The 17,052-nt window shown below is 73.4% G+C and carries 14 protein-coding genes; 7 read left to right on the forward strand and 7 right to left on the reverse strand.

Annotation, left to right across the window (positions count from 1 at the left end; genetic code table 11):
- Positions 1–72 precede the first annotated feature (72 nt).
- Positions 73–1,248 (reverse strand): hypothetical protein, encoded by a 1,176-nt coding sequence (locus tag AB0O11_RS23365; protein WP_363390204.1) that lies wholly within the window; start codon positions 1,246–1,248, stop codon positions 73–75.
- Positions 1,249–1,486: 238 nt separating this feature from the next.
- Positions 1,487–2,863 carry a transcriptional regulator gene (locus AB0O11_RS23370; RefSeq protein ID WP_224279568.1) on the reverse strand — a complete coding sequence of 459 codons (1,377 nt, stop codon included), beginning with the start codon at positions 2,861–2,863 and terminating at the stop codon, positions 1,487–1,489.
- Positions 2,864–3,223: 360 nt separating this feature from the next.
- On the opposite strand from AB0O11_RS23370, the gene AB0O11_RS23375 reads away from it, so the two are divergent.
- Positions 3,224–3,883, forward strand: coding sequence for a bifunctional DNA primase/polymerase (locus AB0O11_RS23375; protein ID WP_363390323.1), 660 nt, complete (start codon positions 3,224–3,226; stop codon positions 3,881–3,883).
- 425 nt (positions 3,884–4,308) lie between these two features.
- On the opposite strand, the gene AB0O11_RS23380 is transcribed toward AB0O11_RS23375, so the two are convergent.
- Positions 4,309–5,001 (reverse strand): metal-dependent transcriptional regulator, encoded by a 693-nt coding sequence (locus AB0O11_RS23380; RefSeq protein WP_224279564.1) that lies wholly within the window; start codon positions 4,999–5,001, stop codon positions 4,309–4,311.
- A 220-nt stretch (positions 5,002–5,221) separates the two neighbouring features.
- Between AB0O11_RS23380 and AB0O11_RS23385 the strand changes: the two genes are divergently transcribed.
- From AB0O11_RS23385 to AB0O11_RS23395, 3 genes are all read left to right on the forward strand, one after another.
- On the forward strand, positions 5,222–5,986 hold the full coding sequence (locus tag AB0O11_RS23385) for an SIS domain-containing protein (RefSeq protein WP_363390208.1): 765 nt from the start codon (positions 5,222–5,224) through the stop codon (positions 5,984–5,986).
- Positions 5,987–6,283: 297 nt separating this feature from the next.
- Positions 6,284–7,201, forward strand: a complete 918-nt coding sequence (locus AB0O11_RS23390; RefSeq protein ID WP_363390211.1) for a DUF4231 domain-containing protein — start codon at positions 6,284–6,286, stop codon at positions 7,199–7,201.
- 23 nt (positions 7,202–7,224) lie between these two features.
- Positions 7,225–8,121, forward strand: a complete 897-nt coding sequence (locus AB0O11_RS23395; RefSeq protein WP_363390214.1) for an alpha/beta fold hydrolase — start codon at positions 7,225–7,227, stop codon at positions 8,119–8,121.
- Here AB0O11_RS23395 and AB0O11_RS23400 read toward each other — a convergent pair.
- The 3 genes from AB0O11_RS23400 to AB0O11_RS23410 all read right to left on the reverse strand — a co-directional run bounded on the left by AB0O11_RS23400 (position 8,092) and on the right by AB0O11_RS23410 (position 14,639).
- On the reverse strand, positions 8,092–9,054 hold the full coding sequence (locus AB0O11_RS23400) for a D-glycerate dehydrogenase (RefSeq protein WP_363390217.1): 963 nt from the start codon (positions 9,052–9,054) through the stop codon (positions 8,092–8,094). The two genes, AB0O11_RS23395 and AB0O11_RS23400, sit on opposite strands and share 30 nt — an antisense overlap.
- A 96-nt stretch (positions 9,055–9,150) precedes the next feature.
- Positions 9,151–13,005: an FxSxx-COOH system tetratricopeptide repeat protein gene (gene fxsT / locus AB0O11_RS23405; RefSeq protein ID WP_363390325.1), complete on the reverse strand. Its 3,855-nt coding sequence runs from the start codon at positions 13,003–13,005 to the stop codon at positions 9,151–9,153.
- Positions 13,006–13,154: 149 nt separating this feature from the next.
- Positions 13,155–14,639 carry a TIR-like protein FxsC gene (locus AB0O11_RS23410; RefSeq protein ID WP_363390220.1) on the reverse strand — a complete coding sequence of 495 codons (1,485 nt, stop codon included), beginning with the start codon at positions 14,637–14,639 and terminating at the stop codon, positions 13,155–13,157.
- A gap of 197 nt (positions 14,640–14,836) precedes the next feature.
- On the opposite strand from AB0O11_RS23410, the gene AB0O11_RS23415 reads away from it, so the two are divergent.
- Complete coding sequence (locus AB0O11_RS23415; protein ID WP_363390223.1) at positions 14,837–15,031, forward strand: DUF397 domain-containing protein; 195 nt, start codon at positions 14,837–14,839, stop codon at positions 15,029–15,031.
- A 3-nt stretch (positions 15,032–15,034) separates the two neighbouring features.
- Here AB0O11_RS23415 and AB0O11_RS23420 read toward each other — a convergent pair whose 3' ends face one another.
- Positions 15,035–15,964, reverse strand: a complete 930-nt coding sequence (locus AB0O11_RS23420) for a YafY family protein (protein ID WP_363390225.1) — start codon at positions 15,962–15,964, stop codon at positions 15,035–15,037.
- Between the two features lie 63 nt (positions 15,965–16,027).
- Here AB0O11_RS23420 and AB0O11_RS23425 point away from each other — a divergent pair, with 63 nt between their 5' ends.
- Positions 16,028–16,504 carry a hypothetical protein gene (locus AB0O11_RS23425; RefSeq protein WP_363390228.1) on the forward strand — a complete coding sequence of 159 codons (477 nt, stop codon included), beginning with the start codon at positions 16,028–16,030 and terminating at the stop codon, positions 16,502–16,504.
- Entirely contained in the window at positions 16,501–17,052 is a 552-nt protein-coding gene (locus AB0O11_RS23430) for an NIPSNAP family protein (RefSeq protein WP_363390231.1), read from the forward strand. Before AB0O11_RS23425 ends, AB0O11_RS23430 begins: the two co-directional genes overlap by 4 nt.

The raw sequence follows: 17,052 nt of genomic DNA on the forward strand, positions 1-17,052 counted from the left end.
CGAGCCGCCCGGGGCGAGGGGGGACGGCCGGTAGGCCCGTCCCCCCTCCCGGCGTTCACCGGCCGCCGTCGCTCACAGGTCGCCGTCGTTCCGGTTGGGCAGTCCGGTCTGGGCGGCGATCGCGTTCCAGAGCGTGGCGGCCTGCTTCTTCGCGGTGGTCGCGGTGCCGCTGGCCTGGACGGCGTTCTTGTAGTGCTGGTTGTCCTGCTTCTTCGCGTCGCAGGAGCCCTGCGCGTCCTGCGCCCAGGCCGCGTACTCGTCGTCGGCCTGGGCCGAGGCCGTCCAGGCCGCGTTGAGCTGGTCGACCAGCTGCTGGCCGCCGGGCAGCTTGTCGGTCTTCAGCTGGCCGAGCTTGCCCTGGAGCTCGCGCCGCTTGCCGGCCGCGGCGGTCAGCGCCTGCTGGGACTCGGGCAGCTTGTCGCACTTCTGCACCGAGCCGACCGCGGAGACCACCGAGCTGCGGCTGTCGCTCGCGGTGCCCAGCAGGTCCGACAGCGGCTGTGCCTGGGCCTTGACGTCCGGGTCGACGGCCGCACCGGAGCCGCTCGCGCTCGGCGTGCCGGGGGCGGCCGAGGTGGTACTGGCGGCGGCCACCGGGGCGGTCTTCTTGCCGTCCGTGGGTTTGTCGCCGCCGATCAGGACGGCGACCAGGATGCCGGCCGCCGCGCAGCCCGCCACCACGCCGCCGATGATCAGCTTGTTGGACGGGCGTCCGCCGCGGCCCGCGCCGCCCGCCTGGGTCGCGTCGAAGCCCTGGTCGAAGCCCTGGTCGTAGTTCTGGTCGTAGTTCTGGCCCTGCTCGGGGGCGTAGCCCTGATGGTAGTCCTGCGCCGGGTGGGCCGGCTGCGCGGCCTGCGGATAGGCCTGGTACCCCGGCGCGGGCTGCGGCTGCGGGTAGCCGGGCTGGGCCTGCCCCGGGTAGCCGGCCGCCTGGGGGTCACCGACCGGGTACGGCGGCAGGTGCTGGGTCTCCGGGGCCGGATCGGGCTGCGGGGCGCCGTACCCGGGCTGCGGCGCACCCCACGGGGCGCCCTGGCCGGGCACCGGCTGCGCGGGCATGGCCTGGGTCGGCAGCGCGTGCGCGCCCTCGCCGAGGTACTCCGGCTGCCCGGACGGCTGCCCCACCGGCGGCACGGCCGAGTGGGCCTGCGGCTGGCCCGGCTGCCCCTGCGGCTGGCCGGGCTCGGGGCGGAACAGGTCGTCCAGGTTGAAGTCACCGGAGTTCGGGTACGAGCGGCGCTGACTCAACGCGATTCCTCACCTGTGCAGGACCGCGCACTGACGGCGGACCACATCTCGTCGGTTCTTGGGAGCATCACAGTTCCTTGGACGTCGCGCCCACGCTACCGGTTCGCCTCACCGGGTGACCACGCGGGCGGGACATCCGTCACGCTCCCTGCACAGACGATCCGCGAGCCGCCCCGGGCTCGGGCCACCCCCCGGGCTCGGGCCGCTCCCGAGCAGACCCAGGGGGGACAGGCGCGTCCTAAGCCGCCTCGGCATCCGCCCGGGCGTGGAACTCGCGGACCACCCGCTGCTCCCGGTACGGCTCCAGCCGGCGCCGGAACTCGTCCAGGTACTCCACGCCGCGGTTGGAGCGCAGCCCGCTCAGCAGCCGGACCGCCTGGGCACCCGTCTCGCAGGCGCGTTCCAGGTCCCGCTGCTGGAGCTGGGCGGTGGCCAGCAGGACGAGGTCCACCGCACGGCGCCGGACCCGGGTCGGCGGGTGCAGGTCGAGCGCCCGGCGGGCGTAGTGCTCGGCCTGGCCGGCCTGCTCCAGGTCCCGGTGGCAGTGGGCCAGCTCGTCCGCGAGGTAGGCGTCGTCGAAGTGGGCGATCCAGTCCGGGTCGTCCTCCGGGCGGCGCTTCTCCATCATCTCCAGCGCCCTGGCCGACACCGTCTCGCAGGAGCGGGCGTCACCGAGCAGGGCGTGGCCGCGGGCCTCGGCGGCGTAGAACATCGCCATCGCCGTCGGGGTGGCCACCGAGCGGGCGCCTTCCTGGGCCGCGCGGGCGAGTTGGGCGATCTCCCGCGGGTTGCCGAGGGTGGCCGCCAGGTGGCTCATCGAGGCGGCCAGCACGTAGCCGCCGTAGCCGCGGTCGTCGGCGGCCTGGGCCAGCCGCAGCGCCTGGATGTAGTAGCGCTGGGCGAGCCCGGGCTGCCCGGTGTCCACCGCCATGTAGCCGGCCAGTTCGGTCAACCGGGCCACCGCGGCGAAGAGTTGGCGCCCGGTCTCCTCCCGGTAGGCGCCGCCGAGCAGGCCGGAGACCACCGAGTTGAGGTAGTGCACCACCACCGGGCGCACGTGGCCGCTGCCGAAGCGGTGATCCAGGTCGACCAGCATCGCGGTGGTCGCCTTGATCGCGGCCACGTCGGTCGGACCGACCCGGGGGCCGCCGGCCCGCGCCACCACCGGGTCCGGCGGGGTGATCAGCCAGTCCCGGCTGGGCTCCACCAGCGCGGAGGCGGCGACCGTCGCCCCGGTCAGGAAGTCCCGCCGGCCGACGTCGCTGCGCCACAGCTCGCAGACCTGCTCCAGGGCGGCACCGATGGTCGGCGCGAACTGGAGCCCGATGCCGGAGCTCAGGTTCTTGCCGTCCGCCATGCCGATCTCCTCGACCGACACGCTGCGGCCGAGCTTGCGGCCCAGGGCCTCGGCGATCACGGCCGGCGCCTGCCCGCGCGGCTGCTGCCCGCGCAGCCAGCGGGCGACGGAGGTCTTGTCGTACCGAAGGTCCAGCCCGTGCTCGGCGCCGCAGAGGTTGACCCTCCGGGCCAGGCCGGCGTTGGAGCAGCTGGCCTCCTGGATCAGTTGCTGCAGACGCTCGTTGGGCTGTCGTGCGACGAGTGGTCTCGCGGCCATTGGGCTTCGCCTCCCCACACCCTCCGGTCCCGGCCGGCGGGCGACGATTCTGCTGATCTGTTGCCGACTGTCCGACCGTCCAAGGAATCTGACACCAGGTTAGCGATCAGCAACGCCAGCGGGATACCCACGGTGACGAACCGCACCCCCCTTGCGCCCTGGGAAATGCTCCTGTGCGCCCCCGCTGCGCCTGCCCTCGGCCCCTTCAATTCGGTCGACTAACCGGAACGGGTGACATTGCCGGGATGCACCCAACCGGGCGCCATCGGGCCGTAACCAGCCTCACGCACGGTAGTTGAGCACCCCGTGGAAGACATCCCCGACGCCGCGGGCCGGAACGAGAAGGCGGCTCCGCCCCCCCTGCCCGTCGAAGCGACCGGCTACGCCGAGACCCGCCACTGGGAGGTGGCGCCGGGCGCCTGGCTGATCGACGACGGCGACGACGGCGTCCGCTGTTCCTGCGGTGACCGGCGCTGCACGCTGCCGGGCGCCCACCCGCCGGACCCGGACTGGGCACGGAAGGCGAGCGCCGATCCCGGCGCGGTGCGGCGCTGGTGGACCGAGCGGCCGCAGGCGTCGATCCTGCTGCCCACCGGGCGCTCGTTCGACGTCCTGGACGTCCCGGAGACGGCCGGCTGCCTGGCGCTCGCCCGGATGGAGCGGATGGACCTCCAGCTCGGCCCGGTGGTGGTCCAGCCCGCCGCGTCCGGGCGGATCGGGCGGCGGCTGCACTTCCTGGTACTGCCCGGGGCCGCGGCCAGGCTCCCGGAGATGCTCCGCCGGCTCGGGCGGCCGCCCGGCCGGCTGGACCTGGTCGCCCGCGGTGAGGGCGACTGGACGGTCGCCCCGCCGTCCCGGATCGGTTCCCTGGGGTACGCCCAGTGGGCCCGCTCCCCCTCCGCGCTCAACCGCTGGCTGCCGGACGCCGCCGAACTGATCGGCCCGCTCGCGTACGCCTGTGGACGCGAGGCGCGCTCGGTCCGCGCCGCCCGGGCCGTCCGGCCGGCGCCGGTGGGCTGAGCCCGGACCGGCTCCGTCCGGCCCCTGGATCTGCCGCCCTCCGCCGATCGGGTGAGGGCGTGCGCTGCGCGACACAACGCGCGCGAGTGACGGGCCTTGTCTCCCACCGGAGACGGGGTCCGTCATACGCATGTCCGGATAAGGCTTCCGTGTACCCGCTGACCAACCGGAAAAGCCCCTCGTACGAGTGACAGCACTCAAGGATTGCCATGATCGGCCGAGGGGAGGAATTGCGATGTGTGGGGACGCCGGCAGGGGCGCTCGGACGGGGAAGCCGGGCGGCGGCGATGGAGGGGAACGGGAGGGACGGGAGGGAACGGGGAGGCGAGCGGGCCCGCTGCACGGGGAGCAGCGGGCCCGCTCGGCTGTTCGGATCCGGCGCCTCGGCTGTTCGGATCCGGCGCCTGGAGTTCGGAGCCGGCGGCTCAGGCCTGGGCGACGAAGACGTGCTGGGCGATGTCCTTGCCCAGCTCCGCCGCGTTGTCGCCGGTGCCGACCAGCACGCCGGCGACGCCGATGTTGACCTTGACCGTGGAGCCCGGCCGGACGCCGGCCCGGCGCAGGGTGCTCATCAGCGCGCTGTCGGTCTGGATCGGCTCGCCGATCCGACGGACCACCACATCGGCCCCGGCGTCGCCCGGCTTGACGGTGTCCAGCGGGACGAGTCCGGCGTCGAAGCCCTCGCCCTCGGCCTTGGTGTCGCCCAGCTCGTCCAGGCCCGGGATCGGGTTGCCGTACGGGGACTGGGTGGGGTGGCCGAGCATGGCGAGCACCTTGCGCTCGACCGTCTCGCTCATCACGTGCTCCCAGCGGCAGGCCTCCTCGTGCACCTGCTCCCACTCCAGGCCGATCACGTCGACGAGCAGGCACTCGGCGATGCGGTGCTTGCGCATGACGCGCACCGCGAGCCGGCGGCCGTCCTCGGTGAGTTCGAGGTGGCGGTCCCCGGCGACCTGGAGCAGCCCGTCGCGCTCCATCCGGCCAACCGTCTGGCTGACCGTGGGCCCGCTCTGTTCCAGGCGCTCCGCGATCCGGGCGCGCATCGGGACGATGCCCTCCTCCTCCAGCTCCAGGATGGTGCGAAGGTACATCTCAGTGGTGTCGATCAGCCCAGACATCGCCGCTGGCTCCGTTCTTCGGTGTCCTCATCGCCAATTCTGACGTACCGGACCAACAACCGGGCCCGCCCCGGGGCTCCGGAGAGCCGTTTTGTTCCTGTTGACAACGATGCCGCCGGGGCGCGACCGTGCTCGCCGAAGCTTTCTCCACCGGCGGTCTGGACCACCCGGACCACCCCACCCGGCCGGCTCCCCCACCGGCAGAGAGCGAAGGCACCAGATGAACGACCTGGTCGGCAGGTACTTCGACGCCGCTGTCGCCCACCTCCAGCGGGTCCGCGAGGAGGAGGCCGACGCCATCGAGGCCGCCGCCGCGCTGCTGGCGGAGGCGATGACCGAGGGGCGCAGGGTCTTCACCTTCGGTGCCGGGCACTCCGCGCTGCCGGCCCAGGACGTGGTCTACCGGGCCGGCGGGCTGGTCCCGGTGAACCTGCTGAACGTGCCCGGGATGGCCGGGGTGACGGTGATGCCCGCGCCGCTGTCCAGCGCGCTGGAGCGGGTCTCCGGGCTGGCCACCGCCACCCTGGACCTGACCCCGGCGACCGCCGGGGACCTGCTGTTCGTGATCTCGCTCTCCGGTCGCCAGGTGATGCCGGTCGAGCTGGCCCGGTACGCCCGGGACCGCGGCCTGAAGGTGGTCGGGGTGACCTCGCTGGCGTACCCGCAGGAGGTGCCCTCGGCGCACCCGACCGGCACCTACCTGAAGGACCACTGCGACGTGGTGCTGGACAGCAAGATCGCGGTCGGCGACGGCGAGCTGACCCATCCGGGTGCCGAGACCACCTTCGGGCCGGTCTCCACCATCGTGACCAGCGCGCTGATGCAGGCCGTGGTCGCCTCGGCGGTCGGCCGGCTGGCCGACCGGGCGGCCGCCGGGGAGTGCCCCGCGCCGCCGCTGTTCCGCTCCGGCAACGTCCCGGGCGGCACCGAGTGGAACGCCAAGCAGATGGCCGAGAACGCCGAGCGGGTCTTCTACACCTACTGATGCACCTGCCGGCCCGCACCCGCTGATCCGCACCCGCCGGTCCGGACTCTCCGGCCCGCACCCGGCGGTCGCCCGCGCACACCCGCCGGCCGCCGCGCGCCCCCGCCACCTCCCTCGCACGCTGGGTGCCGGATCGAACACGGGGAGTACCGGACAACCACCGGGGCTTCCCGGCCACATCCGGCCAGCCCGGCCGTCACCAGGCGTACCGGCGAGCCGCCCGGGGCAGGAGAGCGGTGCGACCGGAGCGACTGGTGGGGGCCCGACATGGCGTCTGTTGCGGGACGGACCGGGTGGGTGCGTGAGCGGGACCTGCTGCCCGAGTTCTTCTGGGCCGCCGACGCGGCCTCGCTGCACGGACAGCGGCGCTCGGTGCTGCTCTGCGCCTGGGAGCTGGTCCTGCTGGTGGTCGCCGCGGCGACCGGCTCGGCCGACGGCGAGCCCTGGGCCTGGTCGGCGGCGGTCGCCTACCTCGGCGCGATCGCGCTGGCAGTGGTGGTCAGCAGGCAGAACCCGCAGGGCCTCTGGTACGAGGGCCGGGCGGCCGCCGAGTCGGTGAAGACGCTGGCCTGGAAGTACGCCGTCCGGGCCGACGCCTACCAGCCGCCGCCGCACGCCCTGCCGGACGCCGAGGGCCTGTACCGCTTCCAGCTCGCCCGGGTGCTCGGCGCGTTCCGGGACAGCCCGGCGGCCGTCCCGGAGGGCGGGGCGGGGATCACCCCGACGATGCGCGACCTGCGCGAGCAGCCCCTGGCGGTGCGCCGCGAGGTGTACCTGGCCGAGCGGATCCAGCTTCAGCACGACTGGTACCGCGCCAAGGCCCGCCACTGCGCCCGCGCCGGGCACTGGGCCGGGGTGCTGGGTGTGCTGCTGCCCGCGCTCGGCCTGGTGCTCGCCCTGCTGCGGGCGCTCGGCGCGTTCGGCTACGACGCGCTGGGCACGGTCTCGGCGGTGGCCGCCTCGGTCGCCGCCTGGGCGCAGCTGCGCCAGTACCGGCCGCTGGCCGCCGCGTACGCCCTGGCCGCCGAGGAGCTGGCGCAGATCCAGCACCAACTCGCCCAGCTGGACCTGGAGTCGATGGAGGCCGAGGAGATCTGGGCCCGCCTGGCCCGGGACGCCGAGGACGCGATCTCCCGCGAGCACACCACCTGGCAGGCCCGCCGGGAGGTGCGCGCCACCACCGACCGGGAGCACGCAACCGACCCGGAGCACTGAGGAGGCCGCAGGTGTCGTTACGGATGGTCAAAACGGCGGACGACCGAGCCCTCGCCGTCGAGTCCCTCGGCGACCCGCGCGGCCGTCCGGTGTTCCTGCTGCACGGCATGCCCGGCAGCCGGGTCGGCCCGCACCCGCGCAGCACGGTGCTGTACCGGCTGGGCGTACGGCTGATCTCGTACGACCGGCCCGGCTACGGCGACTCGACCCGGCTGTTCGGCCGCCGGGTGAGCGCGGCGGCCGCGGACGTGCGGACCATCGCGGACGAGTTCGGGCTGGAGAGCTTCGCGGTGCTCGGCCGCTCCGGCGGCGGCCCGCACGCGCTGGCCTGCGCGGCGCTGCTGCCGGAGCGGGTCAGCCGGGTGGCGGTACTGGTCGGCCTCGCGCCGCGCAACGCGGCCGGCCTGGACTGGTACGCGGGGATGACCCCGTCCAACGTCCGCGCCTACCGGGAGGCCGAGCGGGGGCACGGCCGGATCGCCGACGCGATGGAGTTCCGCTCCCGGCAGATCAAGGACGACCCGGTCCGGCTGCTGAACGGGCTGCGCACCGAACTCTCCGCCGCCGACCGGGAGGTGGTGGCCGACAGCGGGCTGCGGCGGATGCTCCAGAGCAACTACCGGGAGGCGTTCCGGCACGGCGCGGACGGCTGGATCGACGACGTGCTGGCCTTCACCGCCGACTGGGGGTTCGAGGTCGGGTCGGTCCGGGTGCCGGCCTGGCTCTGGCACGGCGCGGACGACCAGTTCTCGCCGGTCGACCACTCCCGCTGGCTGGCCGACCACATCCCGGACGCCGAGCTGTTCCTGGAGCCCGGCGCCGCGCACTTCGGGGCGTTCCGGGTGATGACCACCGCGCTCGCCTGGGCGGCCGGCTGGGGCGGTCCGGGGTCAGCCCTTCGCCGGCGTCAGGGGCGCTGAGCCGCCGAGCACCGCCAGCACGTTGTCCACCGCCAGGCCGCCCATCGCCTGCCGGGTGCGGACGGTGGCACTGCCCAGGTGCGGGGCCAGCACCGCGCGCTCCTGGGCGAGCAGCGCGGACGGGACGGCCGGCTCGTGCTCGAAGTTGTCCACGGCGGCGGCGAACAGCGCGCCGGACTCCAGCGCGGCGGCCAGCGCCTCCTCGTCCACCACGCCCGCGGTCATGCTGACCACCACCGCGCCGTGCGGCAGCAGGGCGAGCCGGCGGGCGTCCAGCAGGTGCCGGGTCTCGGCGGTGAACGGGCAGGTGACGACCAGCACGGTGGAGGTGGCGAGCAGGTCCTCCAGCGGCTTCCAGTCGGCGCCCTCGGCCTGCTCGGGCGGCAGTTCACCGCGGTTGTGGTAGCTGACCGGCATGTCGAAGGCACGGGCCCGGCGGGCCACCGCCCGGCCGATCCGGCCCATGCCGAGCACGCCCAGCGGGGTGCCGGCCAGCTCCAGGCCGAGCATGAAGTTCGGCGCCCAGACCCAGGGCGCGCCGGAGCGCAGCAGCCGCTCGCCCTCGCCGAGCCGGCGGGTGGCGGCCAGCAGCAGCGCCCAGGCCATGTCGGCGGTGGCGGTGGTGAGCACGCCGGGGGTGTTGGTGACCAGCACGCCGCGTTCGGCGCAGGCGGCCACGTCCACGTTGTGGTAGCCGACGGCGTGGTTGGCGACGACGGCCAACTGCGGGCCGGCCGCGTCGAGGAACTCGTCGTCCACCCGGTCGTCCAGGGTGGTGATCACGGCCCGCCGGCCGCGGACGGCGCCCAGCAGTTCGGCCCGGTCCATCGTCAGGTCGGAGTCGTGGTAGGTGACGGCGTGGTGCGCGGTGAGCCGTTCGATGACGCCGGGGGCGAGGCGCCGGGTGACCAGGACCGGGGGCGGGGTGCTCATGCGCACCTCTTGATGACTCTCCCCCAGCCTTCGGCCGGGAGGGACCCCCATGCTGCGTTCGCTCATGACGTTGCAGCGTACCCCGCCCCCTCCTGATCAGACCGGCTGCGGCTCCAGGTCGCGGTTGATCCGCTTCCAGCCGCGCGCGGAAACCGTGTTGGGGTGCTCCTCGCCGACCTGCCGGATCAGTTCGGAGATGGCCCGCGCCCGCAGCTCGGCGGCCTGGGTGTGCCGCCCACCCGACCGCAGGGTGATCGCCAGGTTGGCCTCGCAGGCCACCGCGTCCGGGTGCTGGGCGCTGTAGCGGTCGCACAGCCCCTGGTACGCGGCCCGGCCGAGCCGCTCGGCGCGGTCGATCTGCCCGTCGTCGCCGTAGGCGTTGGCCAGGTTGATCATCGCGTTGAGGGTGTACGGGTGCTCCGGCCCGACCGAGCGGGTCAGCCCCTCGACGGTGAGCCGGCCGCGCTCGATGGCGCCCTGGACGTCGCCGCTGCCCCGCAGGTAGATGCCGAGGTTGTTGGCGCAGGCCAGGGTGAACGGGTGCTCGTCGCCGAACAGCCGCCGGTGGCCCTCGAAGACGGTGGAGCAGAGGTCGCGGGCGGCCTCCTTGTCGCCGGAGGCGCTGTGGTCGGCGGCCAGGTTGAGCGCGCAGGCGAGCGCGTCGGGGGCGTCGGCGCCGTAGCGCTCCAGGTAGCGCTCGTAGGTCTCCTTGGTGATCCGGCGGGCCTCGGCGAGCTGGCCGATCCGGCGCAGTGAGACGGCCAGCGACTTGGCGTTGCGCAGGTTCTCCGGGAGGTCCGGGTCGAGCACGTCGCCGAGGTCGGAGGTGACCTCCTGGAGCAGGTCCACCGAGCCGCGGTAGTCGCCGAGTTCGCGCAGGTCGCGGGCCAGGTTGGACTTGGTGGACAGGGTGTAGGGGTGCTTGGGGCCGAGGACGGCGGTGCGCCGGTCGAGGGTCTCCTGGTCGAGTTCGCGGGCCGCCTCGCTGTCGCCGACCAGCCGGTAGTCGATCGCCAGGTTGTTCGCCATGGAGAGCGTGCGCGGGTTGTCGTCGCCGAACAGCTCGCGGAACTGGTCGAGGATTTCGCGGTCGAGGTCCAGGGCGGCCTGGAACCGGCCGAGCGCCCGGCGGTCGGCGCCCAGCGAGCCGGCCGTCATCAGGGTGTACGGGTGGTGCTCGCCGAGCAGGGCCCGCTGGCGCTCCAGGGTGTCCTCGTCCAGGGCCAGCGCCTCGGCGTAGTTGCCCTGGGAGCGCAGCACGTTGGCGAGCTGGAAGCGCAGCAGCAGGGTCTGCCGGTCGTCCTCGCCGAGCTTGCCGGTCCACTCCGCGTCCAGGGCGTGGCCGAGGTCGCGGGCGCGGTCGAGTTCGCCGCGCTTCCACAGGTAGCGGACCCGGTCGATGAGCAGCTGGCGGGTGTCCGCCTCGTCGCAGTTGTGCGCCTTGGACGGCGACAGGTGCGGCCAGATCTCGTCGAAGGCGGGCCAGTTGGCCGGGTCGTCGGTGTCGCCGAGGACGGGCCGGGCGCCGGTGAGGATGCGGTGCACCTCGTGGACGGCGATCTCCTGCTCGTCGGCGGTCATCCCGGCCCGGATCACCGCCTGGACGAGCCGGTGCACCTGGAAGCTGTTGCTGCCGGCGTCGACCTTGGCCAGCGCGTACCGGCCGATCGCCTGGATCACCTTGCCCAGCATGAACTTGTCGCTGAGGTCGGCGTCGAACTTCACCAGCGCCCGGATCATCTGGTCGCTGTAGAAGAGGTTCATCGAGATCGGCTCGGGCGCGAAGAACGCGCAGAGCTGGAGCAGCCGGACGGCCGCCGGGGACTGCTGGCGCAGTCGTCCGATCGACACGTTCCAGGTCGCGGCGACCGGGGTCGGGTAGTCGGCCGGGCGGCCGACGGCCAGCGCGCGGGCGGCCTCGGCGTGCAGCTGGGAGACGTAGGTCTCCACCGGGGTACCGGTGGTGTCCAGCCAGGCGGCAGCCACCTCGACGGCCAGCGGCAGGTCGCCGACCGCCTCGGCGACCCGGTCGGCGTCCGGGCGGGAGAGGCTGCGGGCGCGCCGACACAGGTGCTCGACGCTCTCGCCGCGGGTGAAGACGTCGACCTCCAGCGCCTCGGCGTGCCCGGTCCAGGCCTGGTTGCGGGAGGTGACCAGGATGTGGCCGGAGCCGCCGGGGAAGAACCGGCGGATCTCGGCGGGCTCGTCGGCGTTGTCGAAGATCAGCAGCCAGCGCGAGGTGGGCACGCCGCGCCGCAGCGCCTCCCGGGCCGCCTCGGCGGCCTCGGTGACCGAGTCGCCGACCCGCAGCCCCAGCCGGCGGGCGAGTTCGGCGAGCGCCGGGGCGACCAGCTCGGTCTGCTCGGCGTCGATCCACCAGACCAGGTCGTAGTCGGACATGAAGCGGTGGGCGTACTCCAGCGCCACCTGGGTCTTGCCGACGCCGCCGAGCCCGTACAGGGTCTGCGGGGTGGGCAGCACGGCCGCCATGCCGCCGCGCAGCTGGTTGCGCAGCTGCTCCAGGACGGGGGCGCGCCCGGTGAAGGAGGGGTTGCGCGGCGGGACGTCCCACACCGAGGGCTTGCTGCCGGGGAAGCGCGGGCCGCCGTTGGGCGCGTCGTCGAGCGGCACCTCGCCGCGGCCGAGCGCGCGCAGCAGGCTCAGGATCGACTGGTTCTCGTCCCGGCCGACCAGGTCGACCGGGTTGCGGTTGCTGAACGGCGCGGTCAGCCGGACGTCGCCGACGCGGACCGGCAGCAGCTGGCGCCGGGTGCCGGACGGGTCGGAGCTGACCACCGACTCCCACAGCGCCCGGGCCTGCGGGGAACGCTGGTAGGCGGGCGAGAGCACGGCGACCGTGCGGAACGCGGAGTCGATGCCGCGCTCGGTCTCCTCGCGCGGGTCGGTGCCGGCGCTGAGGTCGCGGGGCAGCACCCGGAAGCCGGCCCGGGTGAGGACGGACTCGATCCAGTCCGCCCACATCCGGTCCTCGGGGACGTAGGAGAGGTAGAGGTCGGCGGGCACGGACGGGCGGCGGCGGGTGAAGGCGTCCACGTAGCGCAGCCGGACGGTCTCGTCCATCGGCGGCAGGCCGGGCGCCCGGCCGTCGGTGAGCATGGAGGTCAGCCGCTCGCAGGCGGCCAGCATCGAGGTCGGGGTGCCGGTCTGGTCGCCGAAGGTCGCGAGGATCTCCTCGTACGCGTAGAACGGCCGGTACGGGATTTCCACCGAGCCCCAGTACTGGGCGAGTTCCTCGCCGTTGAGGCCCGCGGGCAGACCGTCGAAGCGGACCCTGGCGAGGGCACGGCCCGCGTCCGCCTTCTCCTTCTCGCCCTCGTCGATGCGCATCGGGACGGGCAGGATGCGGATGCCGCGCTCGCGGTAGCGGTCGTGGATGTGCTGGGCGATCCGGGAGGCGCCGTCGATCGACTGGTCGCTCAGGGTGAAGCAGACGACCAGGTCGTCGGGCATCTGGACGGTGCAGATCTCGGCGATGTCGGACAGGCCGGTGCGGGAGTCGATCAGCACGTAGTCGTAGCGCTTGGCCATGTCCGCCTTGAGGGCGTCGAAGAACTGCCCGCCGTCGAAGTGGTCGTAGAAGATGTCCCAGTCGAGGTGGGTGACGGCCTCGGAGTAGTCCCGGTTGAACTGGCCCGCGGAGAGGAAGTCCAGGCTGCCGGTGGACGGGAAGTGCGGCCAGGTGAGCGAGAGCGCGTGCGGGTGCACCCGGGCGAAGTCCAGGTGCCAGCCCTCGGCGTGCTCGACCGGGCGCAGCGCCTCCTCGCGGTACTCGGCGATCAGGTCCATCATGCCGGTGGTGCCGGCCAGCGAGGCCGGGTCGAGGAACGGGTGGAAGAACTTGGCGAGGCCGGGCGCCTCCAGGTCCCAGTCCACGGTGAGCACGCGGAAACCGTTGGCGGCCAGGATCCAGGCGGTGTTGGCCAGCGCCATGGTGCGGCCGGTGCCGCCCTTGTACGAGTAGAAGGTGACGATCCGGCCGTTGCGGTCCTGGTCCGCCGCCTGCCGCTCGGCCTCCCGCTGGGCGGCCGGATCGACGGGGGTGAGCCCGCCGAGGCGGAGGTTCCTGGTGCGGTTGTCAGTCATCGCGGTCCTCGTCCTCCCAAGGGCGCCATCCCGTCATCGGGTTCATCGCCGTCGTCGCGGTACGGGTCGTGCGCACGGTGCGGGTCGTTGCCGGTGTTTCGACTTCGGCGGTGGGTTCGGCCGTTGCCGTCGCTGCTGTCGTTCGTGTTGCGGGTGTTGCCGTTGTCCTGGTCGCCGCCGTCGGGGTCGTCGAAGGGATCCACCTGGGCTCCGTCCGATCCGTACCCGCCTCCCCCGCGCCGGAACGCCTCCCGCAGGCTCGGCCGGGGCGGCGGAGGTTCCTCCGGTTCGGCCCGGGTGCGGCCCTCGAACGCGTACTTGGCCTTCATCGCCGCCCGGGGCAGCGCGTCGTCGAAGTCCTCCAGCGTGTGCAGCCCGGTCGGGCCCATCGCGCCGAGGAAGCTCGGCCGGCTCGCCCGCCGGGTGATGCGCAGCGTCTCGTCGCTCAGGTCTCCCAGCTCGTCCGCACGATCGGCGCACTCCGGGTCGTCGCCGTTGAACGGCTCCAGGATGCTCACCCAGGTGGCCTCCGAGCGGTCGAAGCGCCGGACCAGCTCGCGCCGGCGCGGGTCGCGCAGCGTCCAGCGGTCGAGCAGCAGCAGGCCGGGCGCCTCGGCGTTGCCCTCGATGATCGACTCGACCTCGTCGTCGAACTCGTGCACGGTCGGCTGGAACCCCAACTGCCGGGCCAGCCGCGCCGCGTGCTGGGCGATCGGCGAGCCGACCGGCTGGTACGGGTGCCAGTCGGTACGCCGCTCGCCGTAGTAGTCGGGGCTGCGGTCGCCGGGCACCTCGTTCTGGTGGTAGGCGAGCACGGAGATCCGCAGCTGCTTGGTCGGGGCGGTGACGTTGAACGCGCTCGGGAGGCCGTTGAACTCCAGCCGCCGCCCCACCGGGATCACCGTCTCCTCCGCGACCTGGACGATCCGGGCGGCCAGCCGGTGCACGGCCAGCTCGTAGGCGGAGCGGAAGTAGCTGAGCTTCATCAGCGCGTACAGGCCCTCGGTGGCGTACTCGGGCCCGAAACTCGTGTGGTTGAACTGGAGTTCACTGGCCACGTTCGGCAGCCGGTAGCGGCTCATCGGCGCCCACAGCACCGGCACGATGCCGCTGGTGCGCTCGTAGTCGAGGTTCGCCGGATAGACCGGTCGACGGGTGAAGGCGTGCCATTCCTGGCCGCACGGAACGCTGTTGAAGTACCTCGGGGAGTAGAGCGGTACGAACACCCGGCACGTCGCCAACTCGTCGGACAGCCGTTCGGCCCACAACTCGCCCTGGTGCATGGACTCGTCCATGAAGCCGACCGCGACCCCGTCCGGGACGGTGGTGAGCTGGAGCACCGCCTCGCAGAGATCCCGGTACAGCTGCCTGACCCAGTGGTTCGGATCGCTCGCGCCCCGCGCACCGGCCTTGGGAGTGTGCGCGTAGGAGAGGAAGAAGTACGGCCGGGCGTCGTCCTCGTCCCAGCCCCGGTCAGTCACACGCGCCTCCCCCGGGCCCGTCGGCAACCTGCCTCCCGCAGCCCCCGTGCGGCGGGGCTTCAGTGTAGGAACGACTGACACCCCAATGGAATAGCACAACGTCTCGCACGAATTGACATGACCGAAACGATGCCGCTGTCCGTGCACTGGGAGCAGTACCCTCGTTCCGGCCGCCGCGCACCACCGGGAGGACATCCGTGAACCACCTCGACTGGCAGAGGTCCAGTACCAGCAGCGACAGGGACGACTGGATCGAGATCGCCTCCGAGGGTGACCACGTCTACATCCGGCAGTCCGACGACCCCACCCTCGTCGTCACCACCACCCGCACCAAGTTCAACGCCTGGGTCCTCGGCGCCAAGGCCGGCGAGTTCGACCACTTCGTCGCCTGAGGGTCATCCCGGGTAGCGGGCCGCCAGGATCCGCACCGTCGCGGCGATGCGGTCACGGAGTTCGGCCGGTTCCAGCACCTCGACGTCGGCGCCGAGCCGCAGGAACTCCCCGTGGGCGTGGTCGATCGACTCGATGGGCACCCGGGCCTCCGTGCAGCCGCCGCCCCCGGGTGCCACCCCGAGGCGTCGGGCGCCCTCCGGGGTGAGCCGGACCAGGGCCTCCCCGGTGTGCAGCCGGGCCCGGAAGTCGGCGAGGTAGCCCGTCCAGTACGTGCCCAGCTCGAAGCCGGCCGGCAGCGCGAACTCCTCTGCCAGTTCGCGCAGTCCGACGATCTGGTCGACCCGGTACGTGCGCACACCGGCCGGACCGGCGGCGACCAGGTACCAACGCCCGGCCTTGAGCACCAGCCCGTACGGTTCCACCCGCCGTTCGATCTCCTCCGGCGCCCGCCAGCGCCGGTACTGCAGGACCACCGCCCGCCGCTCCCACACGGCGGCAGCGACCGCGGCCAGGTGCGGCGCACGGTCCGCCTCCCCGTACCAACCGGGGGCATCGAGCAGGAAGCGCTCCTGGATCCGCCCCGCGTGCTCGCGCAGCTCGGCCGGCAGGGCGGCCCGCAACTTCAGCTGGGCGGCGGCCAGCGCCTCGCCGAGGCCCAGTTCGGCCGCCGCACCCGGAAGCGCGGCGAGGAACGCGGCCTGCGCCTCGTCCGCCGTCAACCCGGTGAGCCGGGTCCGGTAGCCGTCGACCAGCCGGTAGCCACCGGCGTGCCCGGCGTCCCCGTACAGCGGGACACCGGCGGCGGCCAGCGCCTCGACGTCCCGGTAGACCGTACGGACGGAGACCTCCAGCTCCTCGGCCAGCTGCCGGGCGGTCATCCGTCCCCGGTTCTGGAGCAGCAGGATCAGGGCCACCAGACGGCTCGCGCGCATGCCGCCCAGTATCCCGATCTCCACTGACAGGGGATGTCAGTGGACCGCCCCTAGCCTCCCCGCATGAACGACTTCGACTTCCTGCACGGCTCCTGGGACGTGGCCAACCGCCGCCTCACCGCACCGCTCACCGGCGGCGACACCTGGGAGGAGTTCCCCGGCCACTCCGTGATCCGGCCGCTGTTCGGGGGCGCCGGCAACATCGACGAGATCGCCTTCCCCACCCTCGACCGCCGGGGCGTCACCCTGCGGCTGTTCGACCGCGAGGAGCAGCAGTGGTCGATCTTCTGGTCCGACAGCCGCACCGGCCGGCTGGACCCGCCGGTGACCGGCAGCTTCACCGGCGACCGGGGCGACTTCCACGGCGAGGACACCTACGGCGGCCGCCCGATCCGGGTGCACTTCACCTGGTACCGCCTCGGCCCGGACACCGCCCGCTGGGAGCAGGAGTTCTCCGCCGACGAGGGCCGCAACTGGGAGCTCAACTGGACCATGGACCTCACCCGCACCGGCGCGGCCTTCGACGGGCTCGGCGCGTGAACCTCATCGTCGAACTGCGCCAGTACACCCTGCACCCCGGCGCCCGCGAGACCCTGATCGAGCTGTTCGAGCGCGAGTTCGTGGCCGGGCAGGAGGCCGTCGGCATGACCCTCGGCGGGCGCTTCCGCGACCTGGACGACCCGGACCGCTTCGTCTGGCTGCGCGCCTTCCCCTCGATGCCCGAGCGCCGCCGCGCACTGGAGGCCTTCTACGGCGGCCCGGTCTGGCGGGAGCACCGCGACGCGGCCAACGCCACCATGGTCGACAGCGACGACGTCCTGCTGCTGCGCGGCCCGGGCTTCGCCCCGGAAACGGGCGCCCGCGAGGTGCTCGCCACCGTCTGCCACCCCACCGACGGCGACGCCTTCGACGCCTACGCCGCTCGCCACCTGGGCCCTGAGCACGCGCTGCACCGCACCGAGCACGCCGAGAACGACTTCCCCCAACTGCCCGTCCGCACCGGCGAGGACGTCCGCGTGTGGTTCGGCCCGGCCGAGCCGCCGCCCTGGCCGTTCCGGCAGCTCCGCCTGGAGCCAGTGACGCCGTAG

Source organism: Kitasatospora sp. NPDC093102, from assembly GCF_040683915.1.
Lineage (GTDB): Bacteria > Actinomycetota > Actinomycetes > Streptomycetales > Streptomycetaceae > Kitasatospora.